This window comes from Aliiroseovarius sp. Z3, assembly GCF_029105185.1.
Classification (GTDB): domain Bacteria; phylum Pseudomonadota; class Alphaproteobacteria; order Rhodobacterales; family Rhodobacteraceae; genus Aliiroseovarius.
Window position 1 is genome coordinate 1 of the sequence record NZ_JAFMZK010000003.1, and the last position, 24046, is coordinate 24046.

A 24046-nucleotide genomic window follows, 5' to 3' on the forward strand; every position below is an offset into this window, starting at 1 on the left:
TCGCCACGTTGAACAGAGCAAGATCGCGCAGGTTGCGTGCCAGTTCGAGCCGCGCGCGGATCGCCCAGACCTGTTTTGGTAACAGAGGCCGTTTCTGGCCGATGATCCGCCCCTTGTTCCAGGCTCTTCGTTTCGTGGCGAGAGCGGGAAGTTGGACGCTTGGCATGGTTTGCTCTCCAATCTTTCCGCCACATCGGGTGGTTGTTCAATGCGGATACGTTGCAGAAGCGCCCTGCCATCGGGGCGGTCGGGCGCTGACCGGCGGCGCGCAAAGCGCGCCTTGAATCCGGGCATGGGTGCACATTTCTGAGGTCAGCTAAGTTGCGAGTCCTGTAGATTCACCCCTCCAGAATTTTCACACTATGCACGAATGACCGGAACCACCGCCGCGCTGCGTCATGGAATTCTGTGCAATTGCAGAATACTCTCCGCTGCGAGCGCACGCAGCGAGAAATCGGCATGTCGGCTGTGGGCTCGTTCTGGACCTTCGCTGCGCTATGCACTAAAGGCCGCTTTTAGTATTGGGTCAGAATTGCTTGACGTTTGGGTCAATATTGAATGACGTGATTTTCGTGTTTCCTGATGTTTTGGATGCCAAAAGAGTCAAAGGTTTGTGACGTTCCACAACTTTTGTTGAATGTCATACGAACCTGACCCAAGTGTCATAACGTGACCCAATTCCCGTTTTTACCCGTGCGGCCTGTTGCGTTGATCTGACTTCCCCTTCTGGAAAATCAGGGCTGATTTGCAGGTCAGACGGCGAAGCCGCCTGTTCCTGCTGATCTGCCACGTGGCGAACGCGGATGGGGGCGAGGCAATGCATTCGACAAAAGTGGTGCGACCCGCAGGCGCAGCCGAGGACACGGCCCTGTCTAATCGGGTTGCCCGAGGGGGAGAGCGGCGTCTTCCCTCTGACGTCCAGGGGCGTTTGGCTTGCCCAAATCCCGATGCCCACGAAACAAAAGCTGGAGTTGTATGCAGCCTGCGGCGATTGAGACGGCAGGTCGCATAAAGCGAACTCTGCATCGCGCGTTGACGAGAGTTTCACATGAATGGCGAGGTTTGAAAAAACGGCCCATAAGAGGCATTCGGCACCCAATTGGCTTTCTGCGCGCGCCCGCATAGCCGCCATTCGCTGCAACAGCGCCTATGGCCGCTTGCGGATGGGAGGGCAAAAACGATCCTTCTCGCGGGTGACAGAAACGGTTGAGTTTGGTCACGTCGTGCGACCTCCGGGCGTTGAAACCGGAGGCCGCAAAAGTGCTTAATGGGGAGAAAGCGGACCGGCCTAGAGGCCCAAGCCTTTAGCGATGACGTCAACGAGCTGGCCGTGAACAACGGCCCGGTCGGCACCATCGGGGTCGGTGCAGATCGGATCATCGCCTTCCTCTTGTAGCAGCTCGGCCGCGCGCGGCTTACAGGTGCCCAGAAAGGTGAAGTGGTTGGCCGGGGCAATCTCGATATAAGTTGCATCGGGAAGCCGGTTTGCCAGATCGTTGCCGTCCGGTCCGACATCGGCCGCGCCCAGGCGATCTGCATCGCCAAGGTTGATGAGCGTCATTCCAGCAAGCGCATCTTCAAGGCTATCGGGATCAACCGAGCCTCCGAACCCGGGGTCAACGATTGCAGCCTGTGTGATACGAGGATCCCGCGCATCCGCCTCGTATCCGGGATAGTCTGCAAACCGCACATCCCCCAGCCGGAAGAACACGCAGTCAGCGGCATCGGGTCCCGTTGTGCAGTTCGCATCCTGAACCGCGCCGTCGAAGCGAACACCGGCAAGGCCAAGCGCTGTCGCGCCGCCGAGGGAGAAACCAACGACACCAATGCGTTTCTCGTCGATGAACGGTGAGAAAGCGGGATCTGCGAGCAGCATGTCGAGCGCAGCCGACAGGTCCATCGCCCGCGCTTCAAGATCGACGGACCGGCGCGGAGAACTGTCCCCGCTGGTCGATCCGGGGTGATTGACGGCCAGCACAATCGCACCCTGCGCCACAAGACCGCTGGTTAGCCAGCCCAGGCTATCCGAGTTGCCGCCGGATCCGTGCGACAGCAGCACAAGCGGGTGCTCTCCCTCGGCAACGGCGGGACCGATGAAGGCAAAGGTGGGATCGAAGATCGGACCATCCCCGACCGGGGCCCGGTAAGTTGGGTTCGCGGCCGGATACCAAATCGAGGCAGCGACGGGCCGAGCGCGATGATCGGCCCTCAGGTCAAACCGGTCATAGCCCGGAAGCATGTCCGCCGCTGCTGGGGCGGCATGGGACAGGGCAAGGATGGAAAGAAGAGCAAGACGTTTCATGGGAACCTCCGTTTTAAACGCTGCCCAACGGATGTGAGAAAAAGCACGCCTCTGCGTCCTGTTTCCGGGATTCAGGTCGTCATGATCCGGTTTTTGGACGATAGTCGCGCCATGCCTATGCTTCCGATCCCCGCTTTTGTCGCTCTTGTTCTTGGCTATCTTGCACTGCGCAGCTTCCTATCCGGGGGGCGGCCGCTTCTGGTGACTTTTCTCACCGCCTGCGCTTTGCAATCCTCTCTTGTCACACTTGTCGGGGGCTATGGCATCGAATGGCTGCGACCCGTTCTACCGGTCAGCGCCACACTCGTTCCGGCGCTGGCGTGGGTCACGTTCCAGGATGCGCTTGTCAGCCGTATTTCCGTGCAGGTGATGGCGGGCCACCTTGCGGCCCCGGCGTTTACCCTGTTCTGCAGGGTCTTTGCGCCCGAAACGACCGATGTCATCGTACCGCTTGTTTTTGCAGGCTACGGATGCGCGATCCTTGTCCAGTTGCGCGGTGCCTCCGACATGCCGCTGGCGCGTTTGGATGCCGGGCACGTTCCAGCAGTGATCTGGCAGGTCCTCGGGTGGGCTCTGATTGTCTCGGCTGTCAGCGATATTCTGATCGCAGTGGCATTTGCCACGGGGAACGCAGGGTGGACCGGCTGGATGATTACGGTGTCCTCGTCGCTCGTGTTGCTCTTGGTTGGAATGCTCAGTGGCAGCCCGTCTGCATCCGGCACTGCAGGGGATGAGGGGCCGGCGGCCCCTGATCCTGCACCTCAAACCAGTCAGGAAGATGTCGAGATCGTCGCGAAGCTGGAGGATTTCCTGAAGCGAGAACCGATGCACCTTGATCCTAATCTGACGCTCGCACGTCTCGCCCGCCGTCTGCATCTGCCGGAAAAGCGGCTGTCCATGGCGGTCAATCGCGCGACGGGAAGCAACGTCTCGCGCTACATTAATTCATGGCGCATCCGTCATGCGTGCGAAAGGATCGAGGCTGGCATGAGCATCACCGAGGCGATGCTGGACAGCGGCTTCAACACGAAATCCAATTTCAACCGGGAGTTCCTGCGAGAGACGGGCATCGCGCCAAGCAAATGGCCTGAAGCAGTGCAATCCTCCTCAAATGTAACCTCGATCGGTAAGACCAAAAGAACGCCGTAGGGTGGTGCTTGGATGGACACCCCCAGCCAGAATCTATGCGCCTAAGACGGTCTTATGTGCCAGTGGCACGAACCTATGAGTTTTGGCCGCTACCCGCGGCTGTGCGTCGCTGCCGTCAGTCCAGATTGCTCATCATTGCCCGTCGCGCGCGGTTGACACGGCTTTTGACGGTTCCGGGTTTGCAACCTGCGCGGCGTGCGACTTCCTTGATCGAATATCCGTGCGCACCAACCAGAATGAGCGCGATCTTTTGACTCTCAGGCAGCACACTCATCCTCTGCGCCACCTCTTTGAGAAGGAGCGCATCTTCCTGCGCACCCTTGGTTGCAAAGAGAGCGGTCCTTGTCATTGCGTCGGTCAGTTCAACCTCATGCTTTTCACGGCGCAATTTGCTGCGAAACACGTTCCTGAGGATCGTGAACAGCCAGGCTCTGAGGTTTGTATCGCAATCGAACTTGTCCCGGTTCGCGACCGCCTTTAGCAAGGTATCCTGTACCAGTTCGTCAGCGGTTTCGGCGTCCCGGGACAGGCTACAGGCATAGGCCTTCAGGTTCTTGCGATATTCAAGCAACCCCAGATCAAAGCGCTCGCGGTCAGAAAGCTTTATCTTCGTGCCGTTTCGCGTGGTCGATGTCGGTATATTTGCAAGTGTGCCATCTAGCATTTTGCCCCCTTGAGCGCCGGGCCCAAGAACAGATGCCAAGAGCACAGCAGCTTTGATTTCGTTAGCACTGTCGTGCGGAAGGGAGGGTTGCGTCTTTTAACAATGACATAGCGCAGGCGGTTCTCGGGAGGTGCCGTCCGATCAAAAATTGGAACGAAAATCCGCCGCATGCGTTCTATGTACTCAGCTCGTGTGATCGATCCGATGGAAACGATCCGAACGTAGCGTGCAGAGTGTACCAGCGGTGGCTGCACAATTCCTGTTACGACGCTCTGAAAGCACCAGGTCATTTCGAGCGCGTTCAGACCAAAGCAAGGAGGTCAAACTCATGTCAGCGAGTCGCCGCAAAAGCGACGCATCCAAACCGCCGAGCGTCTATGGAATAGCAGCGTTATCCTTGCTTGAGGCGATCATTTTGACACTGCAATCGAAAGGCCTTTTGTCCACCGACGAGGTCGATGAAGCGTTCGACGCCGCGATTTCAGCGCATCATCATCGCCATGAGGCGCACACGGCAGCAGAGAATGACCATGCCGCAGACATCCTCAGCAGAATACGGGTCGAGGGAAATTCAGTCAGGCTGGACATATAGTGCCTGCGATGCTCCTATGAGATGTGATCGCACTGTGCTGTCGGAGTCACGGAGAGGATGCCGCGATGGCAGTTACCGAAGAAACAGAGCTGGTTCAATTGACTGAGATTCTCCTAAAGAAAGTCGCTGGTTTCTTCGAAGTGAACGATGAAGTCAGAGCGACATTTTACGAGATCTGCACCGACCTGGAAGAATTCGATGCCGGCACCGTCATTGTTCCACAAGGCGGCGATTATGGTGATATTTTCCTGTTGGAGCGCGGATGGGTTGTTCGATCACGCCATCTTGAAAACGGGGCGCGCCAGATCGTGAATGTGGCACTGCCCGGGGATTTTGTGGCCATGAACGCGCTCTTGTTCTCGACCTCTGATTTCGAACTGAGCTGCAAGACGGATGTCGCCGCCTTCCGGTTACCTGCTGATCGCCTTGGCAATGCGCTAAGCCGCGATGCGATGTTGTCTGCAGCTTTGTTCTGGGTGAACGCCCACGAGGAAAGCCTTCTAGCCGAGCGTATCGTCTCGCTCGGTCGCAGGTCCGCCAGGCAAAGAACCGCGCATGTGCTTTGCGAGTTGATCTCAAGGCTTGAGATCATTGGCATCATGGACCCCGAAATGTTCGTCATTCCAATGTCCCAAGAGGAATTCGCGGACATTCTTGGAATTTCGGTTGTGCACATGAACAAGACGCTTCGAACTTTCGAACGTGAAGGCGTTGTCTCGTTCAGAAATGCGATATTGATGGTGCAAGACCGCAAAAAGCTTGAGATAGAGGCTGGTTTTGACAACGGTTACTTGCATTTCGCACGTCGGGAAGATCGAAACGCCTGGCGTCCGAAAAGATATTAGGGCCTGTCGCGGAACCGGGGCGATGAACCGGCGTTGACGAAGGGAACTGCAGAAAGGAGTTCCCAATGAAACATTTCCTAAGCACCACCGCACTCATCGCGATCATCGGCACTGCCGGATACGCCGACAATCACTCCGGTGCTTTCATTGAATACAAGGTGACGTCTGAAACCGATCTCTTTGCATCGGAGCTCATTGGCATGCGTGTTTATGCTGCTGAGGCCAATATGGACGCCGCCACGCCTGTATCCGAGGGCGCTCGCGCAGAATGGGACGACATCGGCGAAATCAATGAGATCGTCCTCACGCGCGACGGACAAGTGGCCGCCGTGATCGTGGGCGTCGGAGGTTTTCTCGGGATTGGCGAACGGGATGTGGCCATCAACATGGCTGAATTGAGCGTTATGCACGAAGATGGCGAAAGCGACGATTTTTTCCTCGTCGTGCAGTCGTCGCGCGAGATGGTAGAAAATGCCCCGGCCTTTGAGAACGCCGAGATGGGAAATGCCGAAACCGAAATGAGCGATAGTGAGAATGCCCAGGCAGCGGAAAACGCGATGGAGCAGCCAGTGATGGCAGCACCAAAGGTCGAGCGTGAAGGATATGCTATCGCTGAGCGTGAGCAACTCACTGCCGAGATGCTGACCGGCGCACGGGTGTACGGGGCAAATGATGAAGATGTCGGCGAGGTGTCCGAGATATTGATTTCTGATGATGGTCAGATCGAGAGCGTCGTGATTGATGTCGGCGGTTTTCTCGGGATTGGCGAGCGCCCGGTGGCGCTGACCTTTGACGAGTTGACGATACTGCGCAATGAAGGAGGCGACGATTTTCGCGTCTACATTGACGCAACGCAGGAGGCGCTTGAGAAGCGGCCTGAATACGAAGGGTGATGCAACAATGCACTCGAAGGACAGGCCCTCAAAGGGGGCCTGTTTTTTTGAGTAGCGCGGAGGTGTTCGGGGCCTCGTTCGCTGGGCAACGCGCCATCAGGTCACTGGTGGTATCGCCGCAAGACAGACGTCACGGGTCAAAACTCCCGTGACAAGGTGATTAAACTTCCGATAATTGCGGAACCCATGGAACAAGAAAACCACATAAAGGCGCTGCGTCGAAGTGCCGGTATACTTGCCGTGATCGGCGTATTTTCGGTAATCTATTTCGCGCGCGATCTCATCCTTCCGGTTATGCTCGGGTTTATCATTGCGATCACCCTGAGCCCCATCGCCCGAACCCTTATTCGGAACGGGTTTCCGTCCGGATTAGTGGCAGGGTTTCTGGTGATGGCAACCGGGTGCGCCATCATCGCCGTTATCTACCTGGCCGGAGGAACCGTCGCCACCTGGGTTGAAGACGCGCCAAATATCGGAAGAGAACTGGAGATCAAGCTGCGTGGTCTCTCGGACGCGTTTGAAGCCGTCCAGGAAGCCTCGAAAGAAGTGGAGCGACTCGGCGAGGATACAGGGGGCGGTGGTGGTGAAGAGACCCAACCGCTCGCCGTTGAGCGGCCAGGGTTGCTGACCTCTGCCGTGGCCGGCTTTGCCAGTTCCGCGACAACCATAGCCGTGGCTCTGATCCTCGCATTTTTTCTTCTCGCGTCAGGAGAGCTGTTCTACACCAAGCTTGTGCAGTCGTTTTCATCAATGAAAGAGAAAAAGCGGGCGCTGACAGTCGTGTACGAAATTCAACGGCGGGTATCGCGCTATCTGTTGACGATCACCGTGATAAACGCAGCCCTTGGGGTGGCCATCGGCACGACATTGTGGATGATTGGTCTGAAAAGCGCCGTCATCTGGGGCATAGCGGCGTTCCTTTTGAATTATCTTCCATTTATTGGCGGACTGATCGGAACGATTCTTGTCGGTGCCTATGCAATCATCACATTTGACAGCGTCGCCTATGCGCTCATCGCTCCGATATGTTACCAGACGCTCACAACACTCGAAGGCCAGTTCCTCACCCCTTACTTCGTCGGTCGTCAACTTGAAATGAACACTGTATCGGTGTTTCTCGCGGTTGTTGTCTGGACGTGGCTTTGGGGGGTGTCTGGCGCCCTGCTCGCTGTGCCGTTCCTTCTTGTCTTCAAGGCAATTGCTGACGAGTTTGACGGTCTCAAGCCGGTTGGCAATTTCCTGGGACGGTGAAGGGTCGCTCAGAGCTGAACATCACGTGAGAACGAAGCGTGCAAAGCGCGACGAAACCGCATCACGCTCCACGCTTCGTTCCACCAAACACCGCAAGAGTTATGAATTCAACCACTCGTCAACTTCGCGTTTGGCTTCTTCCTTCGATTTGCCGTATTTGGCCTGAATCTTTCCTTCAAGCGCTTCACGATTGCCATCGATCTCGTCAAGTTCGTCGTCGGTCAGTTCGCCCCACTTCGCCTTCGCATTGCCCTTGATTTCTTTCCATTTGCCCTCAATTTGGTCCCAGTTCATGGTCCACTCCATTTTTTTGCACTAAGGTTCAGATACACATCAACGTTGTTGCGAGGCTGAGGTTCCGCAAAAAACAGTTCTGTTTGTTGGCCGCTTTTGGAACCATTCCTCCGATGGTGCGTTGGTGATGATCGCAAAAGGAGAAGACTATGCTTCAGTGGGCTCTAATTTTTCTCGTGGTTGCTATCGTGGCGGCTGTGCTTGGGTTTGGTGGCATTGCCGGCACCGCGTCGTGGATCGCGCAAATCATATTCGTGATATTCGTCGTTCTGGCGATTATCGCTTTCATCCGACGAAACGTTTGACGCGCTGTTGTCACCTCTTGATCTGAATGGAAACTGGTATGAGCATCGGCAGTTGAGGTCGGCATGGAAATTTGTCGGCGCGTCTTGCAACTGGACACCTCCGGTGTGGGTTAGACTGGCGAACTGAATGGCAGCAGAATTAGCAAAACAGTCTGACTTCAGGAGGCAGCGCGAGCGGTACAACCTTGTTGTTTTGGGAAATGATCGCACACTTCTGTTTCCGGGGGCAAAAGTTGTGGATACGCTTTCCTATGGTCTAGAATTAACCAGTATCTTGCGAAGCCCTTTCCGCGGCGTGCCGGGCTTCGTGGTATCTCCGAATGAATGGCGCTGAATCTGAGGATCAAAGTTTACAACGAAGGGACACCAGATGGCCAAGATTGAAGAACTCGAAGCACAGTTGAAACTGGCTAGGAAAGACATTGAAACACTCGCTGCGATGGCGGGCTCAACCGTCAAGGAAGCTGCCGTCGATGCCGCCGGTTCAGCATCCGCACAGATCGAAAGCCTGTCGGAGGACGCGCGGCAGGTCTATCTTGACGCCATAAAAGAAGGCCAAAAAGCCAGCCAGGCGGCACAGGATCAGATCAAGGCCAACCCGCTGGCCGCGACCGGCATTGCCTTCCTGCTCGGCATGGTCGTCGCTGCATTTATCAATCGCCGCTGATGCGTTTCGGTTTTATCGCACGGGAAGCGGCGCGCGTTGCGCAGGAAGAGGCGAAAGAAGTCACACGCGTTGCGGCTCTGAAAGTGGTATTTGGCGTGATCGCAGCGGTGTTCCTGCTCGCCACGATGGTCTTCGTGCTGGTCGGCCTCTATATCCTGCTGAAATCCGAGATTGGCGCGGTTCTGGCGGCGTTTTGTCTTGCAGGCGGGTGCCTGCTGATTGCAGTTCTTTCCCTGCTCATATCCCTCAGGGTACAAAAACGCACAAACCTTGCTGCGCAAAAGCAGCGCGTCGAAGCGATCGCGTCCCAGGCAGCCAATGAACTCCAGACCATCAGCCCCTACCTGGTGCTCGGGGCGTTCGTTCTCGGTCTGATTAAAGGCAAGAAGTAGCCTAATGGCGCCGGGTGCAACACGCCTGAGTTCAGTCAGGTTCGGAGTCTGATGAGTAACAGACTGCCCTCCGGTTGCTTGCCGAGACTGCCAAAACCGGTTCCCGTTCTATCTTGCAAGGATCGAATGGGAACCACTCTATCAACAGATACTATTCAGAACGGATTCCATTGAATCTGACACAGATTAGACGGAAAGCACTCGAGGCGGTGGCCCTTTCGATGATCTGTTATACCTAGAGGACGCGCATTACAGATTCCAATGAGCGTCGTGATTTGCCCGAGACGAAGAAGCTAATGACGGACGACTTCGACCTTTTCATAACGGCTGAGGAAGCATGGCCCGCGTTTGAACGCGCTGTACTCGGCGCAAAATCGTCTGTCGTGGCGGGGTTCCGGATTTTCGATATGAGCACAAAGCTGAGAAGCGAAGAAGGTCGCGCCATCGGAGAAACCTGGTTCGATCTTCTGGCTCATATCCTGAGCAAGGGTGTGAAACTGTCACTTGTCGTGAGTGATTTCGATCCTGTCATGGCAACCGAGCTGCATGAAATTGCCTGCACCACCGTCAGGCAAGGCGCGGCCCTCGGTGAGATTACCGATGCCCCGAAAGACCTGCTGAAGGTGAGGTCACATCTGCATCCGGCCAGGGCTGGCCTGGTTCCAAGGGTCGCGTTCTTTCCACTGGTCCGGCGCCGACAACAGGCAGCGCGCCGGGAAGTCGATCGCGTGCGGCTGAAGCGTCAGAGGGGTGGTTTGGAATCAAGCGGACTCCCGTCCATCCACCCTGCAACACACCATCAGAAGGTTGCCGTGATCGACGACGAGCTGCTCTACATTGGCGGGCTTGATCTGAACGAGCGGCGGTTTGATACACCCGACCATGATCGACCGGCCGAGGCGACGTGGTCGGACGTGCAATTGCTGGTGCGTGGACCGGAAGCGAAAGCCGCAAGGCTGCATCTGGAAACCTTTGAGGCCGCAACTGCCGGAAGAACCAAACCGCCTTCATGTCCGGGTCTCAAGCGTACACTCTCGGCACCGCGGCGGTTTCAACTGCCCTTCCTGTCTCCTCGCACAATTCTGAGCGAGATCGAGGAGGCACATATCACGGCCTTCAGCCGCGCCGAGCATCTGATCTATATCGAGACCCAATATGTCCGCTCATCGGTTATTGCCGAAGCCCTGGCAGAAGCGGGCAGCAAGAATCCGGATCTGACTTCGGTCATCATACTGCCCACGCTGCCTGACGACATTGCCTTTGAGGACGACATCGGAATAGATGCCAGATTTGGATTGTCCCGGCGACAGAACGCGATCCAGATCTTGCAGCAGGCATTCGGGAATCGTCTGACGCTCGCGGTCCCTGTGCAACCTCGTCTTGCCGCGCGAGAGACCCGATCTACACTGGCAGGATCGCCGGTGATCCACGTACACAACAAGGTTCTGGTACAGGATGACAGATACGTACTTGTAGGATCGGCCAATCTCAATGGCAGGTCGATGCGATGGGATACGGAAATTGCCCTCGAATTAACTGATCCGAAACGCGTGTCCCGGGCCAGGGACCGGCTTATGCAGCACTGGTGGCATGAGCCACTGCCGATGGAGGCTCAAAATCCCGCGACGTTACAGGGCTGGTGGGCCAGCAACATCGTGAAGAACGGCGTCAGTCTTCCAGAAAACCGCAGCGGGCTTCTGGTGCCTCTGGATGTGCATCAAGGCGAGACTATTGCCCAGCCCCTGCCAGGGATAACCGAAGATCTCGTCTGAGGCGGGACGACAGGAAAGCGGCCCAAGGGTGAATGCCGTGTTGACCACTTGCAAGTTGTGGGTCCGCTTATCCAGCTCGAACCCTGATCTTTGAACGAGGTCTCGTTGCCACAAGGGCGGCAGGTACAACCTGCGGCCCGCCGAAGGGTAGCTTGGCACAGGCCACCCATTCCGACTTGCCGAACTCGTTACCCAATTGGACAATCTGTCCGACACATTGACGGGAAGATCAGTTGCACCGTTGAAAGAGTTCTGCCGTGGTAATGGAAAAGGGTTACAAGCCATTGAGGTGGACTGGGACGCGCTTTGCGACAAAATGAAAGTGCGGCTTGATCGCGACCTGACGCTGCCAGAAACTGCCAGCTAGCTGAAAATCAGTGTGATCTCGATCCGACATCTGAGGGATCATCGGTATCTGGCGCAGATCCAGCGCCGAAACCCCGACGCCGACCACCTGAAAAGCTATCTATCCAAAGCGAGCATTCAAAAACTTGAATGAAACTATGTCACGTTCGGCCAGATGGTGTCGCGACAGAAGGTGGCTTCAATACATTTGGCGCGGCAACTGGACAGAGATGACATCCATCCGATTACCTGTGGAAAGGAACAGGTCCGCGTATACGACAGAAAATCCGTTGGCTGGGAAGAGAACCGCAATGTGTGATGACCACAGGCAAGACCTTGAGAAACTGATCGCTCAGGTTTCTGAGAACCTTGACGAGGGCCAGAAGGAGCGCTTGTTGAATGCCGTGAACACCGGTGACGGCGTGGAGGGTAATAATTCAGCCCCTCTGCTGGACCGCTTGCGCCCTTACTGGAGGCGGCCGACAAGCACGGGAAGGTCGATCCTGATTTTGATATGAAAGCCTATCTGGATGAGATGTGGGGCGATATCTGATCTGAGCGGGTCGTCTTTCATGACGGGCGCCGCTCGACCTAGGGGCGGTTCACATAACACCCCTTCGGCGATGTTCAAGGTTCGCTCCACGCATCTGTTCCTGCCATTGGCTGTTTCAATCATCTGCACTCGAAGATGCCTGGCACGAAAGAGATCGATTGATACTCCGGTAATCCCCCCATTTTTAGAGGGGCGTATCAGTAGAATCTAAGCTGCTTTCAGTTTCTGCATCGGGGTCATACCGCCGATGCCTATGTTTGGTCTTTCGTTGTTGTAAGTCCAGAGCCATTTCGCTGCGTGATCCTGCACGTCTTCAATGCTTTCGAAGTGGTATCGCCCGAGCCATTCGGTGCGAACCGTCCGATTGTAGCGCTCGATATAAGCGTTCTGCTGGGGCTTGCTCGACTGGATGTAAAGCAACCCTCGCGCCGCACCTCGGACCCGTCGGAAATTGGAGCGCCTGCGCTGTGGCTTTGTGCGCGGGAAGCGCATAACATCACGGGCACGTCGATCCCGGTCGATGGTGGCTGGACCGCGCAATAGCGCTCCGAGAGGGAACAGTTGCGTAATGTCAAAATGCGAAAGCCGACGCTGACAGGATGTCAAAACTGTTCGCCCCAGCGGTAATCTGTACTTATTTGTAGGCGGGCATTCTACTGTCGGCAGCAGCTTCGTCCCGCGATCTACGAGTTGATATTCTACAGGATTTGGCGCGCGCGGCGAACGGCAGTTATACGAGCTGCGACCTCAGCATCGAAAGAATTGGTAGAATGTCTCTTTTTGGGGCCGCCATGCGCAAGCTGTGCAGTGTCCTACCTAGTGGCACCCTCACGGAACAGATATCGGTCGCAACACTCAGGATGAGAATACGACCAGCTCTCGCCAACCCGCAGTATGCCAGTCTGGTGCCTCGCCGTAGAGCGCTTCGAACAAGCCCGCCCCGGTCGAGCCTTGATCCGCCTTTACACTGATCACGTTCACCCGACGTCCCATTTTCCGAAACGACGGTCGTCGAAGCGCAGGGGACGCATGATCGGAAGGCGCTTTAGTCGTCATAGACGCCGTTGAAAAGCGGGGCACGCTCGATCTTTGCTGGTGAGAGCTTTGGGTTGGTTTCGAGGGGCAGCATGATATGGGGCGACAGAAAACCGTATTTGGCCTCTAGAACAGAGGTGAACACTTCGCCCAAACTGTCTGTGCGATAGGTTGAAATCACAAGATGCGGTTCAGCACCCAGGAGCGCACTGTAGAGGTCGGAACTCTGCCCTTCGTCCCTGGTTTTGCGGACGCCTTGGGCATCGAGCCAAAGGCGGGGCTCCATGCGGCGGCTGGGGATCATGCCGATGCCGTCGAAATAGGTGTCGTCCTTCCCAAGCTGCGCCTCTGCGAACCGAACAAGCGCCAGTTGAGCGTGGTTGTCATGATTCAGGTACTGCACATTTCGAACAGTGCTCTGTATGGCGATGGCCATCAGAATTCCCTGTATGATCGCGGCCCGTCTTTTTGAATGCTGTAGATAATGGGTTACTGCTGCAGCGCCGTAGACCGCCAAGAATGGCAATGCCATGGTGAACACGTATGGCCATGTCTGATTGTGAAAGAAAACAAGTGCGGTGAGCAAGGTCGTGTAAACAAGGAATATACGAGCGGCACCGTCGAGTTTGCGAAGATGGGTGACAGACAGAAGGAACCCAACGACAACCAATCCATATTGCAATGGGTTACGCAAAAGCGTTTGCCAGACATAAGCGTCCAGCCCTTCATAGTAGCTACCGCCGTAGCGGGCAAGTTCGACTGGTCCCAGGAACAGAACCTCCAGAACCTGTAACATCGCCGGGCCGCCAAGCAGGGCACCATAGAAAATTATAGCGACGGCCCAACCCAGAACAAGCAGCCCTCCGCGCTTGATCGCGCGCGTGACAGAACGCATGCAAATTGCATCCACTACCAGTGCGGCCCCCAAGGCGAAGTTGAAATAGACCGATTTCTGTGTCGTCACGAACGCAAGTCCACAAAGCAGGCCGGCGATCAAAAGGGTTTTGGCGCGGTCGGCTTCATACCGAATGACGACCAACACGGCCAAAGCTGCAAATGCAGTCGCAAGTGGCTCGGATCTGAGGCGAAACCCACGCTCGATAAAGTTGCTGAAGCTAAGCAAAAGCGCCACGGCCAAAATAGCCGTGACGCGCTCATATCCCAAGGCACGGGCGCACCGATAGATGCACCAGGTCAGCACCAATGCGAGGCATGCTGTGGTCAGTCGGCCCGTCATCAACATAGAGCTGGCATCCCAGCCAATCAGGTGCGAAAGCTCGTAAAAAAGTGCGTATCCGACCGCTTTTTTGGGCCAGATCGTCTCGAACGTACCGTCGAACAGATACACCGGCTGCGTAAAGTGCCAGAATTCATCCATCACGAAACGTGTATTGACCGCCAGCACAAGCAGAATGGCGACTTTCATAAGCACAAATAACCTGATCGCAAGTGATAGCCGTCGTTCTTGGCTAATGCCTGTCGGCAGGATGCGGGCAAGTGCTGTCATCCCTTGTGCCCTATTTGACAACTTTGAACGCGTGGTTCTGTGACCAGGGTTTGATCGACTTTTCTGCTACGATTGCACCGGGTCCGAAAACCGATGTGATCAGATCCAACTGCTCTTCCATAGCCATGTAGGCCACATTCTTGTCGCCGCCAATGTGAACATCGGCAATGTAACAGGCTGCATGGATCGGTGTTTTCCGTTTCAGCCAATCTTTGAATACCAGAACGCCGCCTGGCATCAGCAGCTTCTTTGCGGCTTCCAGGATATCCGCACGGATCGCGCCCGGCACGTGGTGCATGACATCGTTTATCACTATCAGATCAAACTGCCCGGCGCGCTCTTCGGCAAGATCCTGAGCGTCGATCTGGCGAAACTCGGCGCGGTCCCCTTCATACATGCGTCCCAAATGTGGGATAATGTCGATACCCAGATAGGACGCATCAGGGAAATCCCTGCACAGACGTTCTGCCAATGCGCCTTCTCCGCACCCGATTTCACAGATTGCGGTCGGGTCTGACCAGTTCTGGATGCAGTCCGCCAGGTTCTCTAAGTCGATGAAAATACGGCGGTATAGTTCCGAGACTTGCCTCTCATAAGGACCAAAAGCGCGTCGTACACTTGCTCCAATCGAACCCATGTCATATTCCTCTTTTCAGCCCCAGCTTCAGCCGGGGTACCAATCTGTTCACTATCTGAGTGCTCGTGAAAAAATCGCGCCATTCGAATGGGCCGAGCAAAAAAAATGCTCGTAGTGCTGAAGCAACACCACGCAAATTTCGATGATGCAGGCCTGCCAAGCAGACGTTGAGCGCGTTCGCCGCTTCCGCGCGCTTTCGGGCGCGTGTCGCCAGCCGATCCGGTAAATGCGCCAGATGACGGTCGAGCGGTATTTCCAATTGGCGTTTGAAGGATTGCAAGTCTCGCGATCCGGTTATGGTCAGGGATGTTCCGTGAATCCGAAACGCCGAGGCACGTGTGGGATCCCAGGCCAATCCATTCTGCGCGAGGTTCAGCCAAAGATCCCAATCTGCCGTGTACCAAAGTTCTTCATCAAGACCACCCTTTCGCAACGCGGCGTTGCGTCGGAACATGACTGCTGGCAGCGCCAGGGTGTTTTGCACGATCAGGTGCGAAAGCGCCTCTTCGGAAGATACGACACACTGCACATTCCCAAATGGCGGGCACATCTGTCCGACGGTTTTCCCCTGTGCGTCGATAAGATCAGCACCATGCACCCAGATGTCGACTTCCTGATGCTGGGTGCTGATGTCTCTTAGAAGAGCCGCACGCCCGGGCAACCAGATATCGTCTTGGTGCAACATTGTGATAAGCGGTGCGTGTGCCTCACGCAGGCCGATATTTGTGTTTTCTGTCCACGAGCTGCCGTCAGGATTGTCGATGATCCGGATCGGAAGACGGTCTTGCGCTTCCTCCAGAATCTGGCGACTTCCATCGGTTGATCCTTGGTCGATGGCAATGATCTCGAGCCCGTCGCATTGTCCCACAAGGGATGACAGCGCCGCACCAAGCGTCGTGCCACCGTTGAAGACAGGCATGATCACAGAAAGCCAAGCCTGTGTCATGGTGCACTCCGCTTAGGGGGGTAGAGGCCCGCGAGCAGAAGCGGTGCAATCAGGAAGAACCCTAGGGTTGAGGTCACCCGGAGCGCCAAAGCAGCCTCGACCGCTTGATCAAACGGCAGGCCTTCGCGCGCAAGCACGCCCGCCCAAGTCACTTCCACCACTCCAAGTCCACCAGGGAACACGGGCAGTGACATCAGAAACAACACCAAAGGATAGGCAATCAGAAGAGGGAGGATGTCCACGCCCGTAATGGCGTTGAGCAGCAAGACATTCAGTGCGGCAAGGAAGGCGTAGCCAAGAAGGCTCAGCGCGGTGACTGACGTCAGGATGCGGTCCGGCAACTGCGCAGCTCTTTCAAAACCCAGACGCAGGCGGGTGGCAGTTCGGGCCAAAAGTGACGCACCTTGATCCGCGATACTTGCCAGCAGTTTCGATGCAAGTTGAATGGCAAATCTCACGAAGACAACCATGGCGGCCAAAACAAGGATCGGGACAATCGCATCAAACACCCAGCCAACCGTTGGCACCAAAAACAAAAAGCTCAGAACGGCTGCGCTGACCAGTACGAGAAGTTGAAATGTCTGCTCCAAAGCCGATGTGCCCAGTGACCGCATGATCGGGATATCGAAACGTGACGCAAACCAGGCGCGAATGATCGGGGTGCAAAGCTGGATTGGCAGTATTTGCCCTGCGATCGCGGCCAATGTTGTCGCCGCGGTCGCATGCCGCAAAGACAGGGTCTGCCCCTGAGGCGACACGGCTTTCAGCAACATTCTCCAGCGTACAGCCGCCAAGATGACGATTGCCGCTTGTGCAAAGGCAATGGCAACATAGGTCCAAAGCGGGATGCGGACGCACAAGGCTATGAAGTCAGCGAAAGACGCCCCGCTGCCCAGGAAAAGAGCGATCAATCCCAGGGCCGCAGCAGCTGTGATCAACAACACCATCCAGACCCGGCTCTGTTTTGTCTCGGCTCCTTCGATGATGTTTGCACCCCTCATCATGTTGTTATGCCTGATTTGATTATTCACCTATCGCGAACTGATGCCGGGAGCGGTTTCCAGAAACCACCGACATCAGAAAACCGGAAAAGAACACCTGCGCGCCTATCACACACATCGTTCCGGCCGCTATCATCGCCCGCATCGCGCTGAGGCCGGCATAGTCCGATGCGATCCAGCCGAACGTAATGGTGCTGATCCAAGCCAATCCGCCTGCAATCAACAGCATGCCCGCCAAGAGCCAGTATTCAAGCCGCGACGCGTTGAGAAAGGCCAAAGCACGCCTGCTGGGACGCCTGATAAGCTCTTTGTAATTATAAAGCTGAGCAAACATCCCCATGGCTATGGTCTGCACGGAAATGATCATTGCGGCACTGGCCATAACAGCCCAGTGGCTACCAAAGAATATCCCGCCGATCTGCACGAGCTCATCACCCCCGGCAATCAGCAAGGCTGCCATCATGACAAACCCCAGCAGGCCCAGCGTGACGCCCGGCACCATGAAAAGCCAGCTTGGACTCAGCAAAAGCATGTAGATAAGGTGCCGCATCCCATCGCGCCAAGGGTTCAGATGCGGCGGGCGGCCACGCTCATCGGGGGATAGTGTGACCGGCACTTCCGCGATCTTGAAATCCAGCAAGACCGATTTCAGAAGCATCTCAGACGCAAACTCCATACCCGTAGACGACAGGTTGAGGCGCTCCAACGCAGGCGCGGTCAGGGCGCGCAAGCCGCAATGGGCATCACCAATATCGGTTTTGAAGAGAATCCGCAAAATACCAGACAGCGCCGGATTACCGATGTAACGGTTCTTCCATGGCATTGCGCCGGGCTTTATGCCGCCACGAAACCGGTTGCCCATGCACAAATCTGCACCATTCAACAGCTCCCCAATCATCGGAACAGCTTCAACAAAGTCATAGGAACAATCACTATCGCCCATCACCAGGTATTGCGATTTCGCAGCGCCAAACCCGGCGATCAAGGCCGCGCCGTAGCCACGTTCGGACACATGCACAACCCGCGCGCCTGCGCCCAGTGCGATATCTTGGCTGCCGTCGTCGCTTCCATTGTCCGCAACAATCACCTCACCGGAGAGGCCGTATTTTTCCCGAACTCCATCCAGAGCCTCTTTCGCTCTAAGAATGCACTTTTCCAGGGTGGCTGCCTCATTCAAGCACGGCAGGACAAAAGCGACCGAAATGGTTTGATTTTGCATGAGCCCCTCACTCGCTAAACGCTAAATCTCGAAACAATTCGTTTCCGATACTGCGAATTCTTGTGTCGAGATTGGGGCGGGAATGGTACCAATTAAAGGTTTACGGGCTGAGGTTGCACCTTTGTTTCGAGAACGCGATGTAACTGAGGTCGCGCCGCAATCGACTGTCTGCTTTTTTGTGTGGAGAGAGTCAAATCAGCGTTCAGTTAGGCAAGGTGTTGTTGTCCAGAAGGTGGGGTTATCGTTGGCGACGCTCCCTCCTGTCAGAAGCATCAGGAATCTTGTAAGCATATCTATGGCTTGCATTGCATCCCAGTGTTCGCGCAACTGCCCGTTTTCCAAGCGGAACGTGTCCGATATGACAAAGCCCTTCCGTTCGTTCCCCCGGTGTTGCGCTTTCAACGTTGCGTGGCTGTGAAGCACGACAAAGTCGCCGCTCGCAATGATCCGTTTGACGTCATAACTGTAGCCCGGGAAACGCTTCGTCAGTGTTTTCACATAACCGACCACACCGGAAATCTCTGGCGGGATCGCCCTGTTGTGCTGGATGTAGGGACCTTCGCGATAGGTGCGCAGCACGTGATCGAAGTCATGGTCGTTCATGAGCCGTTGAAAGAATTTGACAACGGCAGCCGCATTCCGGGTCTCGTCGTCTGACCAGTGGTCCTGTTTCAGTTAGTTCTACGTCCCGATCCCGACGTGAAGCGCGAGCGGTTCGCGCCGCGTGTATACCCAGTTTTCGCCAATCTGGATGTGTTCGCCGGTCCAACTGCCGGTCAGCCCTCCGAAGTATTCCAGCGCATCGACACGCGAGCTGGCGTCGATTACCAGTCGTTTCCTGATGGGTTGTGCCAGCAAGTTGAAAACTCCGGGGTAAGCGCGGCGCTAGGCCGCAGCCCCGGATTGCTGGGTTCTCAGCAGGCATGACAGCGCTGCCTTGATGTCGATCTTGCCGACCGGCCTATTTGCACTGATCACCACGATATCGCTTTGCTCGTCGATCAGCATCGAGATGACGTCTTTCGGGGGCGTGGTGTCCGGGATGGTGCGGGCGTCGCTGGCAATGGGTTCATCCACAGCCACCATGATCTCCATTGCGCGCAGAACGTTCAGCGGTTTCATGTGGGCCACGAATTCCGCCACATAGGGCGTGGCGGGGTTCAGGACGATATCCTGCGGTTCGGCACATTGCACGATCAGCCCGCCTTCCATGATGGCGATGCGCGAGCCGATCTTTAGCGCCTCGTCCTGATCGTGGCTGACGAAGATGATGGTGCGTCCGAGTTTCTGTTGGAACTCCAACAACTCGTCCTGCAGCTTGTTACGGATAAGCGGATCCAGAGCCGAGAAGGGTTCGTCCATCAGAAGTATCGGCGCTTCGGCGGCAAAGGCGCGGGCAAGCCCGACCCGCTGCTGCATCCCGCCGGACAGTTCCTGAACCTCGCGATCCGCCCAGTCCTGAAGATGAGCCAGTTCAAGCTGTTCGCGTGCCTTGCGGTATCGCACGTCCTTGTCGATGCCCGCCACTTCGAGCCCATAGGCCACGTTGTCGATCACGGTTCGCCAAGGCAGCAGGCCGAATTGCTGGAAGACCATACCGATCCTGTCGCGTCGGTTAGCGCGCAACTCACTCTCGGAGGCCTGCACCACATCGACCAACCCGCTGCCAGTTGCCACCTGCACCTTGCCACAGACCACCGGGTTCAAGCCATTGACGGCGCGCAACAGGGTTGATTTTCCCGATCCGGACAGGCCCATCAAAACGAGGATTTCACCGTTCTTGATGTCGATTGAACAGTTGTGGACGCCCAGCACCTGGCCGGTCTTCTCCTGAATCTCCGCCCGTGACATGCCCTGATCCATCATTGGCAGTGCCGTTTCGGGTTTGTTGCCGAAGACAATGTTCACGTTGTCGAATTGCACCATCGTATCGGACATTGCTTACGTGCTCCTTCTCTTGAACATCCGGTCGAAGATAATGGCAACCAGAACAATCGCGATGCCGACTTCGAACCCCTTCGCAATGTTGACGGAATTCAAGGCCCTGAGCGTTGGCACACCGAGGCCGTCAGCGCCTACGAGCGCGGCGATGACGACCATGGACAGGGACAACATGATGGTCTGTGTCAGCCCGGCCATGATCTGGGGCAGCGCAGGGATCAGGTAGACGAATGTCGGGATTGTTTGCATCAGGTCAAGGATCGGTTCCATGATCCGGTGCAGCCAGGGCCGACGTGCCGCCGCGATGCCAAGCGGCACCCCGACGCCCATGCAGACAACCGCCGCCGCAAAGACCAGCGCCAGTGTTTCGGTGGTTTCCACCCAGTAGCCCTGATTGACGATCAACAACAGGCCCAGGGCGGTGAATACAGTGAAGCCGACCGACCGGCGCACGACCCACGACAAGCTGGTGATAACGGCGATCACGACAAATGCATGTGGCGCCTGAAGCAGCCACAGCAGGGCGAGGATGATCGCCTCCAACACGGCCGAAAGACCATCGAAGAACCAGAAGAAGTTGTCAGTCAGCCAATCGACAAAGGCTCTGGCCCAATTGCCGATTGGTATTTTTTGTGACTCCAGCCATTCCATGTCAGGCCCTCGGCCAGCCACTCGAGAAGCGCCTGTTCGGATTTGAATGGCTGAGCTGTGCGAAGTATGCGCGTCCAACCACTGTTCGATGTCGGCAGCGTGGCCTCTCCGCCGCTGCTGCAAATCTGGATCAGCCCGGTCACGCGATCGCCAGTCTCGGCGGCAACCAGTTGGGCAATCATCCCACCCATCGAAAACCCAAGTAACGCAAAGTGTTCGATTTCGAGGGCATTCACGCAACGCAATACGTCGTCGCGCATGTCGAACAGCGTGTAGGGAGGCGTCGATGCAGCGGGGTTTCCGTCGAGCATGTCGACGGCTGCCATGTCAATATCAGGGCCGCAATGAAATGACCTTCCAGCATCGCGGTTGTCACGGCGGCGTTCGAGGTGCTGTCCTCGCACGGAATGCAAGGCACCACATTGCAAAGAGTCGCGGAACACACGGGCGTGTCCAAGGCCAGCGTGCTTCACTACTTCTCAAACAAGCAGAATCTGATCGAAACCGCACTGCGTCGCGCCAATACAATGTTGCGACTGGAGGCGGTGGCCTTCCTGAATCTTGCGGAAACTCCATGGGAAAGGTTCTATGCCGTCGTCGAGGCGAACTTCTCGCCGACAACATTTCATGCAGAGGTGGCGCACGGTTGGATCGCCATGTGCGCCGAGGTGCCCCACAACCCCCAGTTTCAGCGGTTGCAGACGGCGATATACCGGCGTTTGAACACGAACCTCTATTCGGCCTTGAAAGATACGGGCGCATCCGAAACCGAGGCCAAGTCGGTGGCTCACACGGTCAGCCTTTTGATCGACCGACTGTGGCTGCGATGCGGTCTTCAGATTGGCGGGCTAAACCGGGAGGAGGCGATAGTCCAGATTGAAGGTGTCGTGGGACTTCACTTTCCTGATGACACGGACGCAAGTTCGCCAAAGACAAGATGAGAATGTTGCAACTGCGTATTCTGCTCGAAGGACGTAGGGCGGATTTCCGAATGCTGCGCCGCGGCGTTGGGGGTGATGGCGAATGGCAGGTTTGGGCCGTTGTCAGAGGGTGGTTTGGCTGGTCTTTGTGATCATCGCTGCGCCACCGCATGACCGCTGAGAACCCAGATGTCTTGATACCACGCGATGCACGAATGGGTGCTTGGGAGGCGGCGGAGTATGGTTCGATACAGACATCCTATCTTTGCCCGGAACCAGCGATCGGGATGTTTGGCCAGCATAGAATCGTTACAAGAGCGATAGTGAAATGCGCGGATAGGCTCGTTGCGCGACATCAGGCGAAAGCCGGTCCTGCCCACCGTCGATCTGATTGAAAGACTGGAAAACCTCATGCCATTGCTCGTAGCTGGACGCCAGATTGACCACAGGCCAATCACTGCCAAAAAGAACACGGCAGCAGCCAAATTGCCTGCAAACATGCGCGAGATACGGCTTCAGGTCGTCAGGCGTCCAATCCTCGCGAGCTTCGGTCACCACACCTGAAAGCTTGCAAAACACGTTCGGAAAGTCTGCAAGCTCTGTCATTTGCGTGGCCCAAGGCTCGAACGCGTCGTTGCGGATCTCCGGTTTGGCGCAATGGTCGATCACAACTCTTAGGTCGGGATAGCGGGTCAGGAACGTTTTCAGATGGCCCAAATGACGCGGCATAACCAGTGCGTCGAACGTCAGGTTGTGGGCGACCATAGCGGTAATCGCGGGACGTAAAGCATCACGCAACATCCATGCATCGTCCGCAAGATCTTGGATCATGGGACGCAGCCCGACAAGTCGGGGATGCTGCGCCAGTCTTTCGATGCTGGAGACGGCGGTTTGCGCCTCCAGATCGACCCAGCCAACCACACCAATGATCCAGTCAAAACGATCCGTGAGTGATAGTAGATATTCGCTTTCCGCTTCGCTATCGGCGGCCTGGACAACGATCGTCGCGCTGATGCCGCTGGCTTTCAGCAAAGGCTCCAGATCTTCTGGCAAGAAATCCCGGTATAGCGGGGCAAGGTCTGGGGTCAGCCAGCCATAGTCGCCACGGTCAAGTTTCCAGAAATGCTGGTGTGTGTCGATCTTCATGATGTGACCTCGGTGAATGGTAACATCGAAGGGATAGGGGCGGCGGGGTGAAGCAGGTCGTGGTCTTTCAAGTCCCGCCACAATTCGTCGGGAACGGCACACGTGAGCCAGCCGATCGTGTCCGAAAGCTCCGCGCGGTTGCGCAATCCGGGAATGACAGAGCAAACCAGCTGGTGGCCCAGTGGAAACTGAAGCGCAGCGGCGGGTAGGGGTACGTCAAAGCTTTTGCAGATGTCGGAAAGCTCTCGAACACGGGTCAGGATGTGATCGGGAGCTGCGCCATAGTTCCAGGTGTCGCCGCCGACAAGTATACCCGAGTTAAAGGGGCCACCAACGACGATCGAAACGCCGCGGGCTGCGCATTCGGGAAACAGGTCATCAAGCGGTTCTTGCTCCAGCAGAGTGTAGCGCCCTGCCAGCAAAAAGACGTCCCAATCTCCGATGTTCAGGGCGTCAAGACAGGCTTGGGTTTCGTTCACACCCAGCCCGATCGCTTTCACACGACCCGAGCGACGCAGCTCATCCAGCGCCCTGTAACCACTTTGTTCCAGATCTTTGAAGTGAAGATGATTGTCAGGGCCGTGGGTCATTTCCCCAATGTCATGCACATAGAGGATATCCACATGATCAAGACCAAGACGTTGAAGCGAGTCCTCGAATGAGCGGATGATGCCATCGTAGCTGTAATCATAGACCGGATGAAATGGCAGCGCGTCAGGCCAGCCCATAGCCGCCGGGTCGGAAGCAGCGCCGGGGGCGAGCAGCCTGCCGACTTTCGTGGAAATCTGTATGTCTTTCCCGCGAAGCTGATCACCCACCCGGCGCTCGGACAGGCCAAAGCCATAGAAGGGAGCGGTGTCGACATAGCGCATTCCGCCGGTCAGGGCAGCGGCAAGGGTCTGCGCGGCTTCCGTGTCGTCGACGGCATCGAACAGCCCCCCCAACGGGGCCGCGCCGAACCCAAGCGTGGACAGGCGGAGGTCGGTGTTGCCCACGGGGCGTGTGCGAAGCTTCAACAT

General features: G+C 56.4%; 27 protein-coding genes and 3 pseudogenes. 13 read left to right on the top strand and 17 right to left on the bottom strand.

Annotated features, from left to right (window positions below; translation table 11 throughout):
• Together J3R80_RS05585 and J3R80_RS05590 are read right to left on the bottom strand one after the other, a co-directional pair.
• A pseudogene (locus tag J3R80_RS05585) lies at nt 1-166 on the bottom strand (integrase); the annotation flags it as partial.
• A 1122-nt stretch (nt 167-1288) separates the two neighbouring features.
• Nucleotides 1289-2302, bottom strand: a complete 1014-nt coding sequence (locus J3R80_RS05590; RefSeq protein WP_275392784.1) for a hypothetical protein — start codon at nt 2300-2302, stop codon at nt 1289-1291.
• 81 nt (nt 2303-2383) lie between these two features.
• Between J3R80_RS05590 and J3R80_RS05595 the strand changes: the two genes are divergently transcribed.
• Nucleotides 2384-3451: an AraC family transcriptional regulator gene (locus tag J3R80_RS05595; RefSeq protein WP_275392785.1), complete on the top strand. Its 1068-nt coding sequence runs from the start codon at nt 2384-2386 to the stop codon at nt 3449-3451.
• A 115-nt stretch (nt 3452-3566) separates the two neighbouring features.
• Here the strand turns inward: J3R80_RS05595 and J3R80_RS05600 are convergent, their stop codons facing one another.
• The gene (locus J3R80_RS05600) at nt 3567-4115 is read right to left on the bottom strand and encodes a sigma-70 family RNA polymerase sigma factor (RefSeq protein ID WP_275392786.1); all 549 of its coding nucleotides are present in this window, start codon (nt 4113-4115) and stop codon (nt 3567-3569) included.
• Nucleotides 4116-4443: 328 nt separating this feature from the next.
• Between J3R80_RS05600 and J3R80_RS05605 the strand changes: the two genes are divergently transcribed.
• The 4 genes from J3R80_RS05605 to J3R80_RS05620 all read left to right on the top strand — a co-directional run bounded on the left by J3R80_RS05605 (nt 4444) and on the right by J3R80_RS05620 (nt 7696).
• Nucleotides 4444-4707 carry a hypothetical protein gene (locus tag J3R80_RS05605; protein WP_275392787.1) on the top strand — a complete coding sequence of 88 codons (264 nt, stop codon included), beginning with the start codon at nt 4444-4446 and terminating at the stop codon, nt 4705-4707.
• Between the two features lie 65 nt (nt 4708-4772).
• Nucleotides 4773-5552 (top strand): Crp/Fnr family transcriptional regulator, encoded by a 780-nt coding sequence (locus tag J3R80_RS05610; protein ID WP_275392788.1) that lies wholly within the window; start codon nt 4773-4775, stop codon nt 5550-5552.
• Nucleotides 5553-5617: 65 nt separating this feature from the next.
• The gene (locus J3R80_RS05615) at nt 5618-6445 is read left to right on the top strand and encodes a PRC-barrel domain-containing protein (protein WP_275392789.1); all 828 of its coding nucleotides are present in this window, start codon (nt 5618-5620) and stop codon (nt 6443-6445) included.
• Between the two features lie 186 nt (nt 6446-6631).
• Nucleotides 6632-7696, top strand: coding sequence for an AI-2E family transporter (locus J3R80_RS05620; RefSeq protein WP_275392790.1), 1065 nt, complete (start codon nt 6632-6634; stop codon nt 7694-7696).
• Between the two features lie 99 nt (nt 7697-7795).
• On the opposite strand, the gene J3R80_RS05625 is transcribed toward J3R80_RS05620, so the two are convergent.
• On the bottom strand, nt 7796-7990 hold the full coding sequence (locus J3R80_RS05625; RefSeq protein WP_275392791.1) for a CsbD family protein: 195 nt from the start codon (nt 7988-7990) through the stop codon (nt 7796-7798).
• 149 nt (nt 7991-8139) lie between these two features.
• Here J3R80_RS05625 and J3R80_RS05630 point away from each other — a divergent pair, with 149 nt between their 5' ends.
• From J3R80_RS05630 to J3R80_RS05655, 6 genes are all read left to right on the top strand, one after another.
• On the top strand, nt 8140-8295 hold the full coding sequence (locus tag J3R80_RS05630) for a DUF1328 domain-containing protein (RefSeq protein WP_275392792.1): 156 nt from the start codon (nt 8140-8142) through the stop codon (nt 8293-8295).
• Nucleotides 8296-8422: 127 nt separating this feature from the next.
• A complete protein-coding gene (locus J3R80_RS05635) occupies nt 8423-8629 on the top strand; it encodes a hypothetical protein (protein ID WP_275392793.1) in 207 nt (68 codons plus the stop codon).
• 36 nt (nt 8630-8665) lie between these two features.
• Nucleotides 8666-8962 (top strand): hypothetical protein, encoded by a 297-nt coding sequence (locus J3R80_RS05640; RefSeq protein ID WP_275392794.1) that lies wholly within the window; start codon nt 8666-8668, stop codon nt 8960-8962.
• Nucleotides 8962-9354, top strand: coding sequence for a hypothetical protein (locus tag J3R80_RS05645; protein WP_275392795.1), 393 nt, complete (start codon nt 8962-8964; stop codon nt 9352-9354). The genes J3R80_RS05640 and J3R80_RS05645 overlap by 1 nt, the downstream gene beginning before the upstream one ends.
• Before the next feature lie 296 nt (nt 9355-9650).
• Nucleotides 9651-11126, top strand: coding sequence for a phospholipase D-like domain-containing protein (locus J3R80_RS05650; RefSeq protein ID WP_275392796.1), 1476 nt, complete (start codon nt 9651-9653; stop codon nt 11124-11126).
• Between the two features lie 196 nt (nt 11127-11322).
• The gene (locus J3R80_RS05655; RefSeq protein ID WP_275392797.1) at nt 11323-11493 is read left to right on the top strand and encodes a hypothetical protein; all 171 of its coding nucleotides are present in this window, start codon (nt 11323-11325) and stop codon (nt 11491-11493) included.
• 738 nt (nt 11494-12231) lie between these two features.
• Here the strand turns inward: J3R80_RS05655 and J3R80_RS05660 are convergent.
• A pseudogene (locus J3R80_RS05660) lies at nt 12232-12444 on the bottom strand (transposase); the annotation flags it as partial.
• Between J3R80_RS05660 and J3R80_RS05665 the strand changes: the two are divergent.
• Nucleotides 12352-12567 (top strand): SDR family oxidoreductase, encoded by a 216-nt coding sequence (locus J3R80_RS05665; RefSeq protein WP_275392798.1) that lies wholly within the window; start codon nt 12352-12354, stop codon nt 12565-12567. The pseudogene J3R80_RS05660 and the gene J3R80_RS05665 sit on opposite strands and share 93 nt — an antisense overlap.
• A gap of 502 nt (nt 12568-13069) precedes the next feature.
• On the opposite strand, the gene J3R80_RS05670 is transcribed toward J3R80_RS05665, so the two are convergent.
• From J3R80_RS05670 to J3R80_RS05715, 10 genes and pseudogenes are all read right to left on the bottom strand, one after another.
• Nucleotides 13070-14485 (bottom strand): glycosyltransferase family 39 protein, encoded by a 1416-nt coding sequence (locus J3R80_RS05670; RefSeq protein WP_275392799.1) that lies wholly within the window; start codon nt 14483-14485, stop codon nt 13070-13072.
• 91 nt (nt 14486-14576) lie between these two features.
• On the bottom strand, nt 14577-15203 hold the full coding sequence (locus J3R80_RS05675; protein WP_275392800.1) for a class I SAM-dependent methyltransferase: 627 nt from the start codon (nt 15201-15203) through the stop codon (nt 14577-14579).
• Between the two features lies 1 nt (nt 15204).
• Complete coding sequence (locus J3R80_RS05680; RefSeq protein WP_275392801.1) at nt 15205-16149, bottom strand: glycosyltransferase; 945 nt, start codon at nt 16147-16149, stop codon at nt 15205-15207.
• Nucleotides 16146-17153, bottom strand: coding sequence for a lysylphosphatidylglycerol synthase transmembrane domain-containing protein (locus J3R80_RS05685; protein ID WP_275392802.1), 1008 nt, complete (start codon nt 17151-17153; stop codon nt 16146-16148). Before J3R80_RS05685 ends, J3R80_RS05680 begins: the two co-directional genes overlap by 4 nt.
• Before the next feature lie 19 nt (nt 17154-17172).
• Entirely contained in the window at nt 17173-18369 is a 1197-nt protein-coding gene (locus tag J3R80_RS05690) for a glycosyltransferase family 2 protein (protein WP_275392803.1), read from the bottom strand.
• Between the two features lie 195 nt (nt 18370-18564).
• Nucleotides 18565-19044 carry a nuclear transport factor 2 family protein gene (locus J3R80_RS05695; RefSeq protein ID WP_275393254.1) on the bottom strand — a complete coding sequence of 160 codons (480 nt, stop codon included), beginning with the start codon at nt 19042-19044 and terminating at the stop codon, nt 18565-18567.
• A gap of 12 nt (nt 19045-19056) precedes the next feature.
• Nucleotides 19057-19218, bottom strand: a pseudogene (locus J3R80_RS05700) (betaine-aldehyde dehydrogenase); the annotation flags it as partial.
• A 36-nt stretch (nt 19219-19254) separates the two neighbouring features.
• Complete coding sequence (gene choV / locus J3R80_RS05705; protein ID WP_275392804.1) at nt 19255-20307, bottom strand: choline ABC transporter ATP-binding protein; 1053 nt, start codon at nt 20305-20307, stop codon at nt 19255-19257.
• A 3-nt stretch (nt 20308-20310) separates the two neighbouring features.
• Nucleotides 20311-20961, bottom strand: a complete 651-nt coding sequence (locus tag J3R80_RS05710) for a choline ABC transporter permease subunit (protein ID WP_275392805.1) — start codon at nt 20959-20961, stop codon at nt 20311-20313.
• Nucleotides 20895-21287 carry an alpha/beta hydrolase gene (locus tag J3R80_RS05715; RefSeq protein WP_275392806.1) on the bottom strand — a complete coding sequence of 131 codons (393 nt, stop codon included), beginning with the start codon at nt 21285-21287 and terminating at the stop codon, nt 20895-20897. The genes J3R80_RS05710 and J3R80_RS05715 overlap by 67 nt, the downstream gene beginning before the upstream one ends.
• A gap of 36 nt (nt 21288-21323) precedes the next feature.
• Here J3R80_RS05715 and betI point away from each other — a divergent pair, with 36 nt between their 5' ends.
• Nucleotides 21324-21902: a transcriptional regulator BetI gene (gene betI / locus J3R80_RS05720; protein ID WP_275393255.1), complete on the top strand. Its 579-nt coding sequence runs from the start codon at nt 21324-21326 to the stop codon at nt 21900-21902.
• Between the two features lie 288 nt (nt 21903-22190).
• Here betI and J3R80_RS05725 read toward each other — a convergent pair whose 3' ends face one another.
• Complete coding sequence (locus J3R80_RS05725) at nt 22191-23027, bottom strand: amidohydrolase family protein (protein ID WP_275392807.1); 837 nt, start codon at nt 23025-23027, stop codon at nt 22191-22193.
• Entirely contained in the window at nt 23024-24046 is a 1023-nt protein-coding gene (locus J3R80_RS05730; RefSeq protein ID WP_275392808.1) for an aldo/keto reductase, read from the bottom strand. The genes J3R80_RS05725 and J3R80_RS05730 overlap by 4 nt, the downstream gene beginning before the upstream one ends.